This window comes from Mycobacterium asiaticum DSM 44297, assembly GCF_000613245.1.
Taxonomy (GTDB): Bacteria; Actinomycetota; Actinomycetes; order Mycobacteriales; family Mycobacteriaceae; genus Mycobacterium; species Mycobacterium asiaticum.
The window spans coordinates 518,651-533,414 of the sequence record NZ_HG964936.1 but is presented as its reverse complement, the minus strand read 5'-3'; the positions used below and the strand labels follow the sequence as shown (position 1 = coordinate 533,414).

General features: G+C 66.0%; 13 protein-coding genes and 2 tRNA genes. 6 read left to right on the top strand and 9 right to left on the bottom strand.

The features are described 5' to 3' along the window. Nucleotides 1–3: 3 nt before the first annotated feature. From hadB to BN972_RS02525, 6 genes are all read right to left on the bottom strand, one after another. Nucleotides 4–432 carry a (3R)-hydroxyacyl-ACP dehydratase subunit HadB gene (hadB, locus tag BN972_RS02550; protein ID WP_036352527.1) on the bottom strand — a complete coding sequence of 143 codons (429 nt, stop codon included), beginning with the start codon at nt 430–432 and terminating at the stop codon, nt 4–6. After that, nucleotides 419–895, bottom strand: a complete 477-nt coding sequence (hadA, locus tag BN972_RS02545) for a (3R)-hydroxyacyl-ACP dehydratase subunit HadA (protein WP_036352524.1) — start codon at nt 893–895, stop codon at nt 419–421. The genes hadB and hadA overlap by 14 nt, the downstream gene beginning before the upstream one ends. A 48-nt stretch (nt 896–943) precedes the next feature. Further along, nucleotides 944–1,111 carry a 50S ribosomal protein L33 gene (rpmG, locus tag BN972_RS02540; protein ID WP_036352522.1) on the bottom strand — a complete coding sequence of 56 codons (168 nt, stop codon included), beginning with the start codon at nt 1,109–1,111 and terminating at the stop codon, nt 944–946. 51 nt (nt 1,112–1,162) lie between these two features. Beyond that, nucleotides 1,163–1,236: transfer RNA gene (locus BN972_RS02535), tRNA-Met, on the bottom strand. 34 nt (nt 1,237–1,270) lie between these two features. After that, nucleotides 1,271–1,343 (bottom strand) — tRNA-Thr (locus tag BN972_RS02530). A gap of 90 nt (nt 1,344–1,433) precedes the next feature. Further along, nucleotides 1,434–1,649 carry a type II toxin-antitoxin system VapB family antitoxin gene (locus tag BN972_RS02525; protein WP_036352520.1) on the bottom strand — a complete coding sequence of 72 codons (216 nt, stop codon included), beginning with the start codon at nt 1,647–1,649 and terminating at the stop codon, nt 1,434–1,436. An 86-nt stretch (nt 1,650–1,735) separates the two neighbouring features. Here BN972_RS02525 and BN972_RS02520 point away from each other — a divergent pair, with 86 nt between their 5' ends. The 3 genes from BN972_RS02520 to BN972_RS02510 all read left to right on the top strand — a co-directional run bounded on the left by BN972_RS02520 (nt 1,736) and on the right by BN972_RS02510 (nt 4,184). Further along, nucleotides 1,736–2,452 carry an MBL fold metallo-hydrolase gene (locus BN972_RS02520; protein WP_036352517.1) on the top strand — a complete coding sequence of 239 codons (717 nt, stop codon included), beginning with the start codon at nt 1,736–1,738 and terminating at the stop codon, nt 2,450–2,452. 129 nt (nt 2,453–2,581) lie between these two features. After that, nucleotides 2,582–3,439 carry a hypothetical protein gene (locus BN972_RS02515; protein WP_051544983.1) on the top strand — a complete coding sequence of 286 codons (858 nt, stop codon included), beginning with the start codon at nt 2,582–2,584 and terminating at the stop codon, nt 3,437–3,439. 49 nt (nt 3,440–3,488) lie between these two features. After that, nucleotides 3,489–4,184, top strand: a complete 696-nt coding sequence (locus BN972_RS02510; protein ID WP_036352515.1) for a crotonase/enoyl-CoA hydratase family protein — start codon at nt 3,489–3,491, stop codon at nt 4,182–4,184. 97 nt (nt 4,185–4,281) lie between these two features. On the opposite strand, the gene BN972_RS02505 is transcribed toward BN972_RS02510, so the two are convergent. Genes BN972_RS02505 through BN972_RS02495 form a run of 3 tightly spaced genes read right to left on the bottom strand, consistent with a single transcriptional unit; the run spans nt 4,282 to nt 6,318 of the window. Continuing rightward, nucleotides 4,282–5,325, bottom strand: a complete 1,044-nt coding sequence (locus tag BN972_RS02505) for a patatin-like phospholipase family protein (RefSeq protein ID WP_051544982.1) — start codon at nt 5,323–5,325, stop codon at nt 4,282–4,284. Nucleotide 5,326: 1 nt separating this feature from the next. Then, nucleotides 5,327–5,782 (bottom strand): cyanase, encoded by a 456-nt coding sequence (gene cynS / locus BN972_RS02500; protein ID WP_455709855.1) that lies wholly within the window; start codon nt 5,780–5,782, stop codon nt 5,327–5,329. A gap of 20 nt (nt 5,783–5,802) precedes the next feature. Beyond that, nucleotides 5,803–6,318, bottom strand: a complete 516-nt coding sequence (locus BN972_RS02495; RefSeq protein WP_036356325.1) for a nitroreductase family protein — start codon at nt 6,316–6,318, stop codon at nt 5,803–5,805. Between the two features lie 73 nt (nt 6,319–6,391). On the opposite strand from BN972_RS02495, the gene recC reads away from it, so the two are divergent. The 3 genes from recC to recD are packed head-to-tail and all read left to right on the top strand — an operon-like array spanning nt 6,392 to nt 14,714. Next, nucleotides 6,392–9,676 carry an exodeoxyribonuclease V subunit gamma gene (gene recC, locus BN972_RS02490; protein WP_036352513.1) on the top strand — a complete coding sequence of 1,095 codons (3,285 nt, stop codon included), beginning with the start codon at nt 6,392–6,394 and terminating at the stop codon, nt 9,674–9,676. Further along, complete coding sequence (gene recB / locus BN972_RS02485; RefSeq protein WP_036356322.1) at nt 9,676–12,975, top strand: exodeoxyribonuclease V subunit beta; 3,300 nt, start codon at nt 9,676–9,678, stop codon at nt 12,973–12,975. The genes recC and recB overlap by 1 nt, the downstream gene beginning before the upstream one ends. Continuing rightward, complete coding sequence (recD, locus tag BN972_RS02480; protein WP_051544980.1) at nt 12,972–14,714, top strand: exodeoxyribonuclease V subunit alpha; 1,743 nt, start codon at nt 12,972–12,974, stop codon at nt 14,712–14,714. The genes recB and recD overlap by 4 nt, the downstream gene beginning before the upstream one ends. The last annotated feature ends 50 nt before the right edge of the window (nt 14,715–14,764 follow it).

The window sequence follows — 14,764 nt, the reverse complement described above, 5'->3', positions numbered from 1 at the left end:
CCGCTAGGCCAGCTTCGCCGAAGCGACGGCCCGACCGAAGATCTTTTTGCCGCCGGTCGTGGCGGTCAACGCAATGGTCACCGACTTGCTCTCGGGGTCGACGGACTTCACCCGGCCGCTGAACACCAACTCGGCGCCCTTGCCGTCGTTCGGCACGGGGACCACCGCGGTGAATCGCACGTTGTACTCGGTGACCGCGCCCGGGTCGCCGACCCACGACGTGACGTAGCCGCCGCCGATACCCATCGTCAACATGCCGTGCGCGATCGCGGTGTCCAGGCCCACCATCTTTGCAATCTCGTCGTCCCAGTGGATCGGGTTCAAATCACCCGAGACCCCGGCGTAATTGACCAGGTCCTGGCGGGTCAGTGGGTAGGTGCGCTCCGGGAGCTGGTCGCCCACCTGGACCGAACTGAACTCACGCAGAGGCATCAGAAAACCCTTCTCCATCTTCACCGGAACGACCCGCCAGGGTCGTGTACGTCTCTTGCACGATCTCACCCGCGTCATTGGTGACGATGTTCTTGGTCACGATGATCTGGGTGCCATGTGCTTCGCGTACGGAATCCACGTATACGTCACAGTAGAGCTTGTCGCCCGCAACGATCGGCTTCCGGAACTTCAGCACCTGATCGATCTGGACGATTTTCTCGTCCGAAATGGCAATGTTCGCGTAATCGAAGAATGCCGATTGCGCCTTGTAGCCGAATACGCAAATGAACGTCAGCGGTGCCGTCAAACCTTCGTAGCCGAGTTCCGCCGCCGCCTTGTCGTCGAAGAACGCGGGGTCGTCATTCTGCACGGCGGTCGCGTGCTCGCGAATTTTTTCCCGCTCCACCAGGTAATAGTCGGGATAGCGATAGTGCATCCCGACGATGTCTTGGGACAGCGCCACGGTTTTGAAACCTACCTACGATTCTTCGGCCGGACTGGAACAGCTTGGTTACCGCGTTTCGCGGTGCCCCTGGTGCTTGCCGCAATTCGGGCAGAACTTCTTCAGCTCCAACCGGTCCGGGTCGTTGCGACGGTTCTTCTTGGTGATGTAGTTGCGGTGCTTGCACACCTCGCACGCCAAGGTGATCTTTGGCCGCACGTCGGTACTGGAAGCCATGGCCTTCTTCCCTCAGCTCTCTGTCAATCTCTAAGTCTCAATGTTGTGTTGTAGCGATGGCCGGACTCGAACCGGCGACCTAACGATTATGAGTCGTTCGCTCTAACCGACTGAGCTACATCGCCTCTGGTGCGCGCCGCGCCTGCTCGGCGTCCGCCGAGCCCCCTAACGGAATCGAACCGTTGACCTTTTCCTTACCATGGAAACGCTCTACCGACTGAGCTAAGGGGGCCGGTACCCGTAGCGACCAGTCGTGCAGGTGCGCTTCAAGGGCCAGAAAGAGGTTACAGCCTGCCCCGCAACGTCTCCAAACCAGGACGAGTCAGCCGCTGTCGCCGTTCCGGTGCAGCTGCCAGGCGCTGAGGTCGCTGAACTCGTCGTAGTCCTCGTCCTGCGGGTCGTGCTCGACCTCCGGACCCTCGTCCAGCACCGCCTTCAGGGCGAGGTGGACCGCCTCCCGCGCATCCAGCAAGTGGAATTTGTCAATTACCCCTTGCAGCAAATCGGCTTCAACAAGGATGTCGACCCTCTTCAACATGGACCAACTTTACCCAGTGCTGACCGATTTGGGCCGAGAGAAGGCCAGGTTGAGAGGTTTTTCTGGCGACCCAATACGCTGGTGCCGTGTCAGACTCGGACCGGCTCTACTTCCGTCAACTGCTTTCGGGGCGCGATTTCGCCGCCGGCGACCCCATCGCCGCGCAGATGCGCAACTTCGCCTACCTGATCGGCGACCGCGACACCGGTGACTGCGTGGTGGTCGACCCGGCCTACGCCGCGGGGGACTTGGTGGACGCGCTGGAGGCCGACGGCATGCGCCTGTCGGGCGTCCTGGTGACCCATCATCACCCGGATCACGTCGGCGGCTCGATGATGGGTTTCGAGCTCAAGGGCCTGGCGGAGCTGCTGGAACGCACCGCGGTACCGGTACACGTGAACACCCACGAAGCGGTGTGGGTGTCGCGAATTACCGGCATCCCGCTTAGCGACCTGACCAGCCACGATCACCGGGACAAGCTCAGCGTCGGCGACATCGAGATCGAACTGCTGCACACCCCCGGCCACACGCCGGGCAGCCAGTGCTTTCTGCTCGACGGCCGGTTGGTCGCCGGCGACACCCTGTTTCTGGACGGCTGCGGGCGCACCGACTTCCCCGGCGGCGATTCCGACGAGATGTATCGAAGCCTGCAGCAACTCGCCGCGCTACCGGGTGATCCGACGGTGTTTCCCGGGCACTGGTATTCGGCCGATCCGAGCGCCGCACTGTCGGAGGTCAAACGCTTCAACTACGTGTACCGGCCGGCCAATCTCGACCAGTGGCGAATGATGATGGGCGGCTAACGGCGTGGCGAACACGCACTGCCATTCTGGGCACCGGCGATAACCCTGGCAGCAATACTCAGGAACCCGCTCTAGGATCAGTGCACTACATTCCGGTCCGGGGTCAGGAACAAGCGGAGGGCGGATTCCATGGGGTGGGCGCAACGAAGCTGGGAGTCCAGCTGGCAGGCAAGCTGGCACGGAATCGAAAACGTCGAGTCCAGCACCTGGTTGGTGTGGGCCGCATGGGCGGCGATCGCACTCGGCGTCGCCGCTCTGATCTTTACCCACCGGCAGCTGCAGCGGAACCGCGCCTTGGCAGCGGAGAAGACGCGACCGCACGTCGCGATGCTGATGGAGCCGCACGTTGCGGACTGGCACGTGATCGAGCTGGTGGTCCGCAACTTCGGTCGCACCGCGGCCTACGACATCCGGTTCAACTTTCCTAATCCTCCGACGGTGGCCGAGTACGAGAACGCGTCCGACGGTTACGCCGACGTGGTGGAACTGCAACTGCCCCGTGAGCTGCCGACGCTGGCACCCGGACAGGAGTGGCGGATGGTCTGGGACTCGGCGCTAGACCGCGCCGAGATCGGGCACGGCGTCGAATCGCGCTTCGAAGGCACGGTGACCTACTACGACCGTCCCGACCGACCGCGTGGCTGGAAATTTTGGCAGCGCCCTCGCACCCCGCTGGAGACCAAGGTGGTGCTCGACTGGGACGCGCTGCCACCGGTGCAACGGATCGAGTTGATGACCACGCACGACCTGGCCAAGCGCGAGAAGCAGAAGCTGGAGTTGTTGCGCAACCTGCTCACTTACTTCCACTACGCCAGCAAGGAAACGCGCCCCGAGGTGTTCCGCAGCGAGATCGATCGAATCAACCGCGCGGTACAGGAAACCCAGGACAGGTGGCGCACCCGGCAGCTGGACGAGCCCACCGACGTCAGCTTGCGTTGGGGTGACGCCGAAAACGAGCTGGGTAAGCATCGCAGCCAACGGGTGTGATCGCGCGACGATCTGATTCAATCGAGGTCCGCAGCGAAGGAGTAGCCCTATGAGCGGTCCGGTCGTCTACACCCACGATGAAACCATCGGAGTCATCCGGATGGACGACGGCAAGGTCAATGCACTGGGGCCGACCATGCAGCGGGCCCTCAACGAGGCGATCGATCAGGCCGACAGTGACGACGTCGGGGCCCTGGTCATCACCGGCAATCAGCGGGTGTTCAGCGGCGGATTCGACCTCAAGATCCTCACCTCAGGTGAAGCGCAACCCGCGATCGACATGTTGCGTGGCGGCTTCGAGTTGTCCTACCGCCTGCTGTCCTACCCCAAGCCGGTGGTGATGGCCTGCACCGGACCCGCCATCGCGATGGGGGCATTTCTGCTGTCCTCCGGTGACCACCGAATCGCCGCCCACGCGTACAACATTCAGGCCAACGAAGTCGCGATTGGCATGGTCATCCCGTATCCCGCGCTGGAAATCATGAAGCTGCGGCTGACCCGGTCGGCCTACCAGCAGGCCACGGGACTGGCCAAGACCTTCTTCGGCGAAACCGCGCTGGCCGCGGGCTTCATCGACGAGATGGTGCTGCCCGAAGTGGTGGTCAGCCGCGCCGAGGAAGCGGCCCGGGAGTTCGCCGGCCTCAACCAGAAAGCCCACGCCGCCACCAAATTACGGACCCGCGCCGACACGCTGAAAGCGATGCGGGCCGGCATCGACGGGATCGAGAAAGAGTTGGGCCTCTGAGCCGTGGGTGAGCGGCTGCCCGAACAACCGCTGCACACCGGCGCCTCCTCCGTCTCCGATTCTGGCACTCGAGCCGCCTTACCGTGGCACTTCGGCGCTATTGATACTGACGGAATCTCTCCAGGTACTGGACCCAGTTCCAGTTCGACAGAAACGCCATGGCCGCGTCGTAACCCTTGGTGTAGAGCGCTTCGGCGTCTTTGCGGGAGATCCCGAAGTCCAAGAAGTTCACCGCGGTGGAATCCACCCGGATCGCCCGCGCGCTTACCCAGGGCTGGTTCAGATAGGTCTGGTCATGGCCGACGAACATGGTGGTGATCAGCTGCTCGAGCAGCACCGAAGGCGGCCCGAGTAGGCGCAGCGCACCCACTCCAGGGATCAGCTGGTCGTTACCCTCGGGCAAATTGGGCATGACCGTCACCCCGAAGGTCGGCCAGCGCGGCGGCTTGCCGTCGAACCGGTCGAAGGAGTCGATCGGGAAGTTCGACAGCACACCGCCGTCCACCAGCGTCGACTTCAGCCCTGTGGCACTGGTCAAGGTGACCGGGCGGAAGTAGAACGGGATCGACATCGAGGCGCGAACCGCGTCCGCGACCGGTTGCTCGTCGGGATCGAGGCCATACAGCCGCTCGTAGTCCCACGGCAGCCGCACCAACTGTCCGGTGGTGATGTCGGTGACGGTGACGGCCAACCGGTAGCGGCGGTCGGCGCGGATCTGCTTGTCCCGCAGCGCCAGATCACCGAAGGTCGTGACGCCCAGGTTTTTCAGTTCACTGCGGATCCATTGATGCGCGAAGTCACCCCGGTAGATGCCGTTCTCCCGAAGCAGACCCCACGCCTGACCGACCACCGGCAGGTGACCGACCGGCCCGGCATCACGGAACTTCTCATAGGGCAGGGTCAGCGCGATTTCCTTGATCTGGGCGCTGCTCAGCTGGTCACCGTTGGACGCCGCGGCCAGGATCGACCCGACCAGCGAACCGGCCGACACACCGGAGACGCGTTTGACCGCGTACCCGGCGTCCATGATCGCGACGACCGCGCCCACCAGCCCGACGCCCTTGACGCCACCGCCGGAGAGCACGAGGTCGACAGGTTTGCGGCGGCTGGGCGCGGCAGGTGCCGCAGGCTTCCCGGCCATGTCAGTCCTGCGCCGAAGCCCATTGATAGGGAAGGAATTTGCCGTCGAACGTAACGACGACGCGATCACCCGACGGGTGCGGTTTCTTCTGCAGGTCGAGGCTGAAATTGATGGCGCTCATGATGCCGTCGCCGAACTGTTCGTGGATCACCTCTTTGATCGCGCCGCCGTACACCTGCAACGCCTCGTAGAAGCGGTAGATGGTCGGGTCGGTAGGGACCGCGGTGGGCAAGCCGCCGCGCATCGGCGGTGCCGCCAGCACCGCTACCGCGGAGTCCTCCAAGCCCAGCAGTTCGACCAGCACCTTGCCCTGCTCGGGCGGAATGGGGTGCTGCCCCAGCAGCGCCGACGTCGTCCACAGCAGCGGCCGGTCGATGGCGTCCGCAAGTTTTTGCCAGCTCAGGCCCTTGGCCAGGCGGGCCACGACGATCTGCTCGGTGATCTCGTTTCTGTTCATGGCCCCAAGCATGCCAAGCATTACCAGCGCCCGCGGTGTACAACTTCGTCGAAGGGCCGGCGGTTGGGCTTGCGAATAGGGGTCAACGGTCGGTCGGACGGGTAGCCGACCCCAAGCATGTAGGCCACCTGGTAACCGTCGGGCACGCCGAGAATGGCCCGTGCCTTGTCCTGGTCCCCCACCGACGAGTGACCGGTGCCGATGCCTAGGTCCGTCGCCGCGAGCATCATCGCCATCGTCGCCTGGCCCACGTCGTACTGGTCGATCACCTTCCGGCGTTCGTCGGGAGGCTCCGGAATCACCAGGACGATCGCGGCCGCCGCCCCGGCGATGTGACCGGCTCCCATCCACACCGTCGAAAGTTCTTGCAGTGCCGCCTTTTCGGTGACGATGACGAAATCCCAGGGCTGGCGGTTCTTCGCCGACGGCGCGCGCCACCCGGCTTCGGCGATACGGTTGAGGTCCTCGGTCGAGACCGGCTGCTCGGTGTACTCGCGTACATTGCGCCGGGCCCGGATCGCATCCCACGCTTCCATCGGTTCCTCCCTCACGGCTTGACCCGTCCCATGCTGCCACCGGTGTCGGAGTCCCGGTCTATCGTGGCCCGCGATGGCACTTCATCTGCACCGTGCCGAGCGCACCGACCTGCTCGCCGACGGGCTCAGCGCGCTCTTGGCCGACCGGCTGCCTGACCCGTTCGCGGAGGAGCTGGTGTTGGTTCCGGCACGGGGGGTGGAGCGCTGGCTCAGTCAGCGACTGTCTCATCGGCTGGGCACCGGGCCCGGTGGCGGCGACGGCGTGTGCGCGGGAGTGACGTTCCGCAGCCCGGCGTCGCTGATCGCCGAGATCACCGGCACCGCCGCTGAAGACCCGTGGTCACCGGATGCCATCACTTGGCCGTTGCTGGAGGTAATCGACCGCTCCTTGGACGAACCGTGGTCTGCCACGCTGGCAAAGCATCTCGGGCACTTTGACACTGGCGCGGAGGCGGAACTGCGTCGGGGGCGAAGGTACGCCGTGGCCCGCCGCCTGGCCGGCCTGTTCGCCTCCTACGCGCGGCAACGGCCCGGCTTACTTGCGGACTGGCTGAACGGCGACACCGGCGATCTGCACTCCGACCTGGCCTGGCAACCACAACTTTGGCGTGCCCTGGTCGCGCTGATAGACGCCGATCCCCCACATGTCCGGCACGAGGAAACCGTCCATCAGCTACGGAGTGGCCCGGCCGACCTGCCGTCGCGGTTGTCGTTGTTCGGCCACACCCGGTTGGCGTGCACCGACATCCAGCTCCTCGAAGCGTTGTCCACCCATCACGAACTGCACCTGTGGCTGCCGCACCCCAGCGACGCGTTGTGGCGGGCCCTCGCGCCAATCCACGGCGCAGTACCGCGCCGCGAGGACACCAGCCACCGCGCCGTCGGCCATCCGTTGCTGACGACCCTGGGCAGAGATTTGCGCGAGCTGCAGCGCGGCCTGCCCGCCGATCCCGCCACTGACGAGTCGCTGGCCGCCCCGAATCGGCCGGACACCCTGCTCGGTTGGCTGCAATCGGATCTGGCCGCCAACGCCGTCCGAGAGGCGGGCCGCAACCTGACGACCCACGACAGGTCGATCCAGGTGCACAGCTGTCATGGCCCGGCCCGGCAAATCGACGTGCTGCGTGAGGTGCTACTGGGCCTGCTCGCCGACGACCCGACCCTGGAACCGCGCGACATCCTCGTCATGTGCCCGGACATCGAGACCTACGCGCCGCTGATCGTCGCGGACTTCGGGCTCGGCGACGTGGTCAGCGGCGCGCACCCAGCGCACCGGCTCCGCGTCCGGCTCGCCGATCGCTCTCTGCTGCAGACCAATTCGCTGCTCGGCGTCGCAGCGGAGCTGCTGGCCCTGGCCGGCGGCCGGGTGACGGCGAGCGAGGTGCTCAATCTCGCCCAGGCCGCTCCGGTCCGCGCCCGGTTCGGCTTCAGTGACGACGACCTGGAAGGCATCACCCGCTGGGTCCGACAGTCGAACATCCGGTGGGGATTCGACCAGGAACACCGCAAGCCATTTGGGGTCGACTTCGTCCATAACACTTGGCGGTTCGGCATCGATCGCATCCTGGCCGGCATTGCCATGTCGGACGCGTCGCACGCTTGGATCGACTCGACCTTGCCCCTCGACGATGTGGGCAGCAACCGCGTCGAATTGGCCGGCAAACTCGCCGAATACGTCGACCGGCTGCAGCGGGTGGTGGACTCGCTCACCGGTACGCACCCACTGGGCGACTGGCTGACCGCACTGGCCGACGGCATCACGCTGCTGACCCGCGTGGACGACGACGAGACGTGGCAGACCGACCAACTGCGCCGCGAATTCGCTGACGTGCTGCGCACCGCGGGCCGCCGGGCGGGCACCCTGTTGCGGCTGCCCGATATTCGCGCGCTGCTGCAGCGACACCTCGCCGGGCGGCCCACCCGCGCCAACTTCCGCACCGGCACCCTGACCGTCTGCACGATGGTGCCGATGCGTTCGGTCCCCCACCGAGTGGTGTGCCTGGTCGGCCTGGATGACGGCGTATTCCCGCGCCTGGGTGTGGTCGACGGCGACGATGTTCTGGCCCGGTGTCCGCTGACCGGTGAACGCGACATCCGTTCCGAGGACCGGCAATTGCTGCTCGACGCGATCGGTGCCGCCACCGAGCACCTGGTCATCACCTACACCGGCGCCAACGAATACTCGGGTCAGCGCAGACCACCGGCGGTTCCACTGGCGGAGCTGCTGGACACCCTCGACGTGACGACCGAAGCGAAAGTACGCGAGCGCATCGTCGTCGAACATCCGTTGCAGCCGTTTGACTTTCGCAACGTGGAACCCGGCAGACTGATACCCGAGGTGCCGTTCAGCTTCGATCTGACCGTGCTACGGGCGGCCCGGTCCGCAACCGGAGCACGTTGCGAGCGGCCGAAGTTCATAGGCCGGCCGCTGCCGCCGCCCGCACCGGACGATGTGGTCCTTGCCGATCTGCTGGCCTTTTTCAAGGACCCGGTGAAGGGATTCTTCCGGGCGCTGGAGTACACGTTGCCCTGGGACGTGGACGGCGTCCAGGATGCGATGCCGGTAGACATCAACAACCTCGAGGAATGGTCGGTCGGCGATCGGATGCTGGCCGACATGCTCGGTGGCATGGCACCGGACGAGGCGCGGCAAGCCGAATGGCGCCGCGGCACCCTGCCGCCTGGTCACCTCGGCTGGCGCAAGGTCACCGAGATCCGGGATCAGGCCGAGGTCTTGGCGAACGCGGCGCGCACGTATCGGCGTGCCGAAGCGGCGGCCTACGACGTCGACATCGACCTCGGCGGGCGTCGGCTGACCGGGACGGTGTCGCAGGTGTTCGGCGATCGTTTGGTGTCGGTGACCTATTCGAAATTGGACGGCAAGCACCTGGTGCAATGCTGGATTCCCTTGCTGGCATTGATCGCTCACGATCCAAGGCGCGACTGGTCGGCGGTGTGCGTCGGCCGCGCGAAGCGGGGTGCCACCCCGCGGGAGGAGGAGCTGGTGCGGCCGCAAGAGCAAGCCATCGAGCTGCTCCGGGACTTGGTCGCCATCTACGATGCGGGGCGGCGCGAGCCAATTCCCTTGCCGATAAAAACGTCCTACGCCTGGGCGGTTGCCCGGCACACCGGTGATGATGCGGAGCAAGCCGCGTCCTTCCGCTGGCACAGCAATCGCTTCCCCGGCGAAAACCAAGACCCAGCGTCCGTGCGCGCCTGGGGCTGGAACGCACGGCTGAGTGAACTGATGCAACCGGTACGGCCCGGTGAGGAATGCGCCGGGGAGGACACGCGGCTCGGCGCCTACGCCGCGCGCCTGTGGCGCCCGATGTTGCGAGCGGAGCGGAGGCGCGGCTGATGCGACCGTTCGATCTGCTGGGCCCGCTGCCCGCCGAGCGCTCCACCACGGTGCTGGAAGCCAGCGCCGGGACGGGCAAGACGTTCGCGTTGGCCGGGTTGGTCACCCGTTACATCGCCGAGGACGTGGCCACGCTCGATCAAATGCTGCTCATCACCTTCGGTCGGGCCGCGAGTCAGGAACTCCGCGAACGGGTCAGATGCCAGATTGTCGACGCAGTAAGGGCTTTCGACGACCCGACGGTAGCCGGTGACAACCAGCTGGTGCGGCATTTGATCGACGGCACCGAGGCCGAGCGCACCGCGCGCAAGCAGCGGTTGCGCGACGCGCTGGCAAGCTTCGACGCGGCGACGATCGCCACCACCCATCAGTTCTGCCAGCTGGTGCTCAAATCGTTGGGCGTAGCGGGTGACACCGATGCCGGCGTCACCCTGGTCGAGGACCTGGACGACCTGACCGCCGAGATCGTCGACGACCTCTACCTGGCTCACTTCGGCCACCGACGCGACGATCCGGAGCTGACCTACCGCGACGCTCTGCGACTGGCACGGACGGTGGTCAGCAATCCATCGACCGACCTGCGTCCAAGCGACCCGGATCCTGACTCGCGGGCCGCGATGTGTGTCCGCTTCGCGAAAGACGTTCTGGCCGAACTGGAGACGCGCAAGCGGCGCCGAGGGGTACTGGGGTACGACGATCTGCTGATCCGGCTCTCCGACGCGCTGCGTAGCGACGACTCCCCCGCCCGACTGCGCATGCACCAGCGCTGGCCGATCGTGATGGTCGACGAGTTTCAGGACACCGATCCGGTGCAATGGCGGGTACTCGACCGGGCGTTCAGCGGACGTTCCACCCTGATCCTCATCGGCGACCCGAAGCAGGCGATCTACGCCTTCCGCGGCGGCGATATCGTCACCTACCTCGACGCCTCGCAGACCGCGGGCGAAAAGCGGACCCTGGCGACCAACTGGCGCAGCGACAGCGCGCTGGTGGATCGGCTGCAGGTTGTACTGCGGGGCGCTCAACTCGGTGACCCGCGAATAGTTGTGCATGAAGTCGCGGCCTCCCACCAGGGCCACCGTCTGGCCGGCGCCCCGCACAATGACCCGTTCCGGCTTCGCGTGGTACGCCGAGAGACGTTGGGCCGCAAGGGCTTGACCAATCCGCGCATTGACGAGCTGCGCGAGCACATTGGTAAAGACCTCGCCACCGACATCGGCCGGCTGCTGGCCGCTGACGCCACTTTCGACGGCCGCCCGCTGGAGGCCCGCGATATCGCGGTGATTGTCGAGAAACACAAGGACGCACGTGCCTGCCACGATGCACTGACGAGAGCCGGCATCCCGGCGGTCTACACCGGTGATTCGGATGTGTTCGGATCCCAGGCCGCAGACGATTGGCTGTCTTTGCTGGAGGCTTTCGATCAACCGCACCGCCCCGGCGTGGTGCGCGCCGCCGCGGCGACGATGTTCTTCGGTGAGACCGCGGAAACCCTTGCCGCGGGCGGTGATCGGTTGACCGACCAGGTCGCCGAAACGTTGCGGGTGTGGGCTGGACATGCCCGCGAGCGGGGTGTCGCCGCAATCTTCGAGGCCGCACAGTTGGGCGGGATGGGCGACCGGGTGCTGTCGTGGCGGGACGGCGAACGGCACATGACCGACCTAGCGCACCTGACCCAGCTGCTGCAGGAGACCGCGCACCGCGAAGGCTATGCGCTGCCGGCGCTGCGGGATTGGTTGCGTGGGCAACGCGAAGAGCGCGGCGGCGCCGCCGAACGCAACCGGAGGCTCGACAGCGATGCCGCCGCCGTTCAGATCATGACGGTGTGGGTGAGCAAGGGTTTGCAATACCCCGTCGTTTATCTGCCCTTTGCGTTCAACCGCAACATCCAGGAACGCGACCTCATGCTATTCCACGACAACGGTGTGCGCTGTCTGCACATCGGCGGGAAGGAAAGTCCCGACTTCGCCGCCGTGGAAACGCTGGCGATAAGGGAGGATGCCAGCGACGACAGCCGGCTGACCTACGTCGCGATGACGCGAGCCCAGTCGCAGGTGGTGACTTGGTGGTCACCGGCATTCGACGAACCCAACGGCGGGCTGTCGCGGCTGCTCCGGGGCCGCCGGCCGGGCGAGACGGCCGTTCCGGACCGCTGCGTACCGACCAAGATCACCGATGACGACGCGTGGGACCGGTTCCGCGAATGGGAGGTCGCCGGCGGTCCGGCGCTCGAAGAGTCCGTAATCGCCCCGGCGCCAGCCGTTTCCGGACCGCCGCCGCCGTCCGGTCTGGACACCCGGCACTTTCATCGCAGCATCGACACCACCTGGCGGCGCACCTCGTACTCGGGCTTGATCAAGGCCGCCGAGACGACGGGAGTCACCAGCGAGCCGGAGATCACCGAACTGGACGACGAGGTCGGCGACATCCCACTGCTGCACACGCCCGCGGGGTCGGACGTGCCTTCACCGATGGCGGCACTGCCCACTGGAGCGAAGTTCGGCACCCTGGTCCACGCGATACTGGAAACCGCCGACCCATTCGCGGCCGACCTCGTCGTCGAACTGGAGGCTCAGGTCAGTGCGCACTCGGCCTGGTGGCCGGTGGGCGTGCCGGATGCCGACCTTGCCGCGGCCCTGGTTCCATTACACGACACCCCGCTGGGCCCGCTGGCGGGCGGCCGGACGCTGCGGCAGATCGGATTACGAGATCGGTTGCGAGAAATGGACTTCGAGTTTCCGTTAGCCGGTGGCGATGGCCGCGTCGGGCTCCCGCCGATCCGGCTCGCCGACGTGGGGGCATTGCTGCGCTCGCATCTGGCGACAACCGATCCGCTGGCGTCCTACGCCGACAGGCTGCTGGGCGATGCCCTCGGCGGCCAGCCACTGCGCGGGTATCTCAGCGGTTCGGTCGACGCCGTGCTTCGGATCCCGGATGGGTCGACTCATCGCTATCTGGTGGTCGATTACAAGACCAACTGGCTGGGTGAGCCGGACAAACCGCTGACCGCCGCCGATTACACCAGCCCGCGACTGGCCGAGGCGATGTTGCACTCGGATTACCCCCTGCAGGCGTTGCTGTACAGCGTGGTCCTACACCGCTTCCTGCGGTGGCGGCAGCCGGACTACGACCCGGGGCGTCACCTTGGTGGCGTGCTGTACTTGTTCCTGCGTGGAATGTGCGGGGCCGACACCCCCGTGCTCGACGGACATCCGGCCGGTGTGTTCAGCTGGGCACCGCCGAGCGCATTGGTGACCGAACTGTCCGACCTCCTCGATGCGGGCCGGGCGGCGGCATGACGATCGATGTCGCCGATCCCGCCGATCGCCGACAGGCGGTCAGCGCCTCGGGTTTGCTGCGGGCCTTCAACGAAGCCGGCGTGCTGGAGTCAGCCGATGTGCATGTGGCCCAACGGCTTACCGCGATGTCGGGTGAGCCCGAGGAGTCGGTATCGCTGGCGGTCGCGCTGGTGGTGCGCGCCCTTCGGGGTGGCTCGGTCTGCATCGACCTGCGCGCGATCGAGGACCAGGTCGGCGCGCCCGATCTCCCCTGGCCGCCGGCGGACGAGTGGCTGACCGCATTGCGAGCCAGCCCCCTGGCCGATTCACCGCCGGTGCTGCGGATCTACGGCGACAGCCTGGTGTACCTGGACCGCTACTGGCTGGAGGAACAGCAGGTCGCGGCCGATCTGTTGGCTCTGCTGTCGGCGCGGGCGCCGGACGTGTCGCTGGATGTCGCCCGATTGTTTCCCGAAGGGTATGAAGAACAGCGCGGGGCCGCCGCCATCGCGTCGCGGCAGAGTTTGACGGTGCTGACCGGTGGACCGGGGACGGGCAAGACGACCACGGTGGCGCGACTGCTTGCGCTATTCGCCGAGCAGGCCGAACGGGACGGCAGGCCACGGCTGCGCATTGCCCTGGCAGCACCCACCGGGAAGGCGGCGGCGCGCCTGCACGAAGCGGTGCAGCTCGAGTTGGGAGAGCTGGACCTCGTTGACCAACAACGGGTTTCCGGGCTGCGGGCTACCACCCTGCACCGGTTGCTGGGCAGCCGCCCGGACACTTCGTCGCGGTTCCGGCATCACCGGGGTAACCGGCTGCCGCACGACGTGATCGTTGTCGACGAAACCTCGATGGTCTCGCTGACCATGATGGCGCGGCTGCTGGAATCGGTGCGTTCCCATACCCGGTTACTGCTCGTCGGCGATCCCGACCAGTTGTCGTCCGTGGAGGCCGGCGCGGTGCTCGCCGACCTCGTCGACGGACTGGGCGCGCACGTCAGCGCCAGGGTGGCGGCGCTGCGAACGTCGCACCGGTTCGGCCGATCCATCGGCGACTTGGCTTCGGCGATCCGCGACGGTGCCGCCGATGCTGCCCTGGACCTGCTGCGCGCCGGTGACGAGCACATCGAATGGCTCGACACCGAGGATCCAACCGAACAATTGCGCAATGTTCTTGTGCCGCATGCCCTTGCACTGCGAAGGGCCGCGGTGCTCGGCGATGCCAACGCGGCGCTGGCCATGCTCGACGAGCATCGATTTCTTTGCGCACACCGCCGCGGACGCTACGGCGTCGAATACTGGAACCGTCAGGTCGAACGATGGTTGGCCGAGGCGACGGGCGAGCCGATCTGGTCGACGTGGTACGCCGGAAGACCGGTGCTGGTGACGACGAACGACTACGGGCTGGGTGTTTACAACGGGGACACCGGGGTGACGATCGTCGACGACGAATCGCTGCGTGCCGTCGTCGCGAGCGCCGACAAGTTATTGAACTTCGCCACCAGCCGGCTGTCCGACGTCGAAACCATGCACGCGATGACGATCCACAAGAGCCAGGGCAGCCAGGCCGATGAGGTCACCGTGCTGATGCCGCCGGAAGATTCGCGGCTGCTGAGCCGGGAACTGTTCTACACGGCGGTGACTCGGGCAAAAAAGAAGGTGCGCGTGATTGGCTCGGAGGCCGGCGTGCGTGCCGCGATCGAGCGGCGGGCGGTGCGGGCCAGCGGGTTGGCGCAGCGGCTGAGTCTTGATCTTTGACGATCACGAAGTTGGCCCGATTTCCCATGTCGACCTCAATCCCGAACTGA

Bases quoted from the DNA above. Each gene is read 5' to 3' on its own strand.
- BN972_RS02510 (WP_036352515.1), top strand. From the start codon at position 3,489: ATGAGCGGTCCGGTCGTCTACACCCACGATGAAACCATCGGAGTCATC.
- recB (WP_036356322.1), top strand. From the start codon at position 9,676: ATGCGACCGTTCGATCTGCTGGGCCCGCTGCCCGCCGAGCGCTCCACC.
- recC (WP_036352513.1), top strand. From the start codon at position 6,392: ATGGCACTTCATCTGCACCGTGCCGAGCGCACCGACCTGCTCGCCGAC.
- BN972_RS02515 (WP_051544983.1), top strand. From the start codon at position 2,582: ATGGGGTGGGCGCAACGAAGCTGGGAGTCCAGCTGGCAGGCAAGCTGG.
- rpmG (WP_036352522.1), bottom strand. From the start codon at position 1,111: ATGGCTTCCAGTACCGACGTGCGGCCAAAGATCACCTTGGCGTGCGAG.
- hadB (WP_036352527.1), bottom strand. From the start codon at position 432: ATGCCTCTGCGTGAGTTCAGTTCGGTCCAGGTGGGCGACCAGCTCCCG.
- cynS (WP_455709855.1), bottom strand. From the start codon at position 5,782: ATGAACAGAAACGAGATCACCGAGCAGATCGTCGTGGCCCGCCTGGCC.
- BN972_RS02495 (WP_036356325.1), bottom strand. From the start codon at position 6,318: ATGGAAGCGTGGGATGCGATCCGGGCCCGGCGCAATGTACGCGAGTAC.
- BN972_RS02505 (WP_051544982.1), bottom strand. From the start codon at position 5,325: ATGGCCGGGAAGCCTGCGGCACCTGCCGCGCCCAGCCGCCGCAAACCT.
- BN972_RS02525 (WP_036352520.1), bottom strand. From the start codon at position 1,649: ATGTTGAAGAGGGTCGACATCCTTGTTGAAGCCGATTTGCTGCAAGGG.
- recD (WP_051544980.1), top strand. From the start codon at position 12,972: ATGACGATCGATGTCGCCGATCCCGCCGATCGCCGACAGGCGGTCAGC.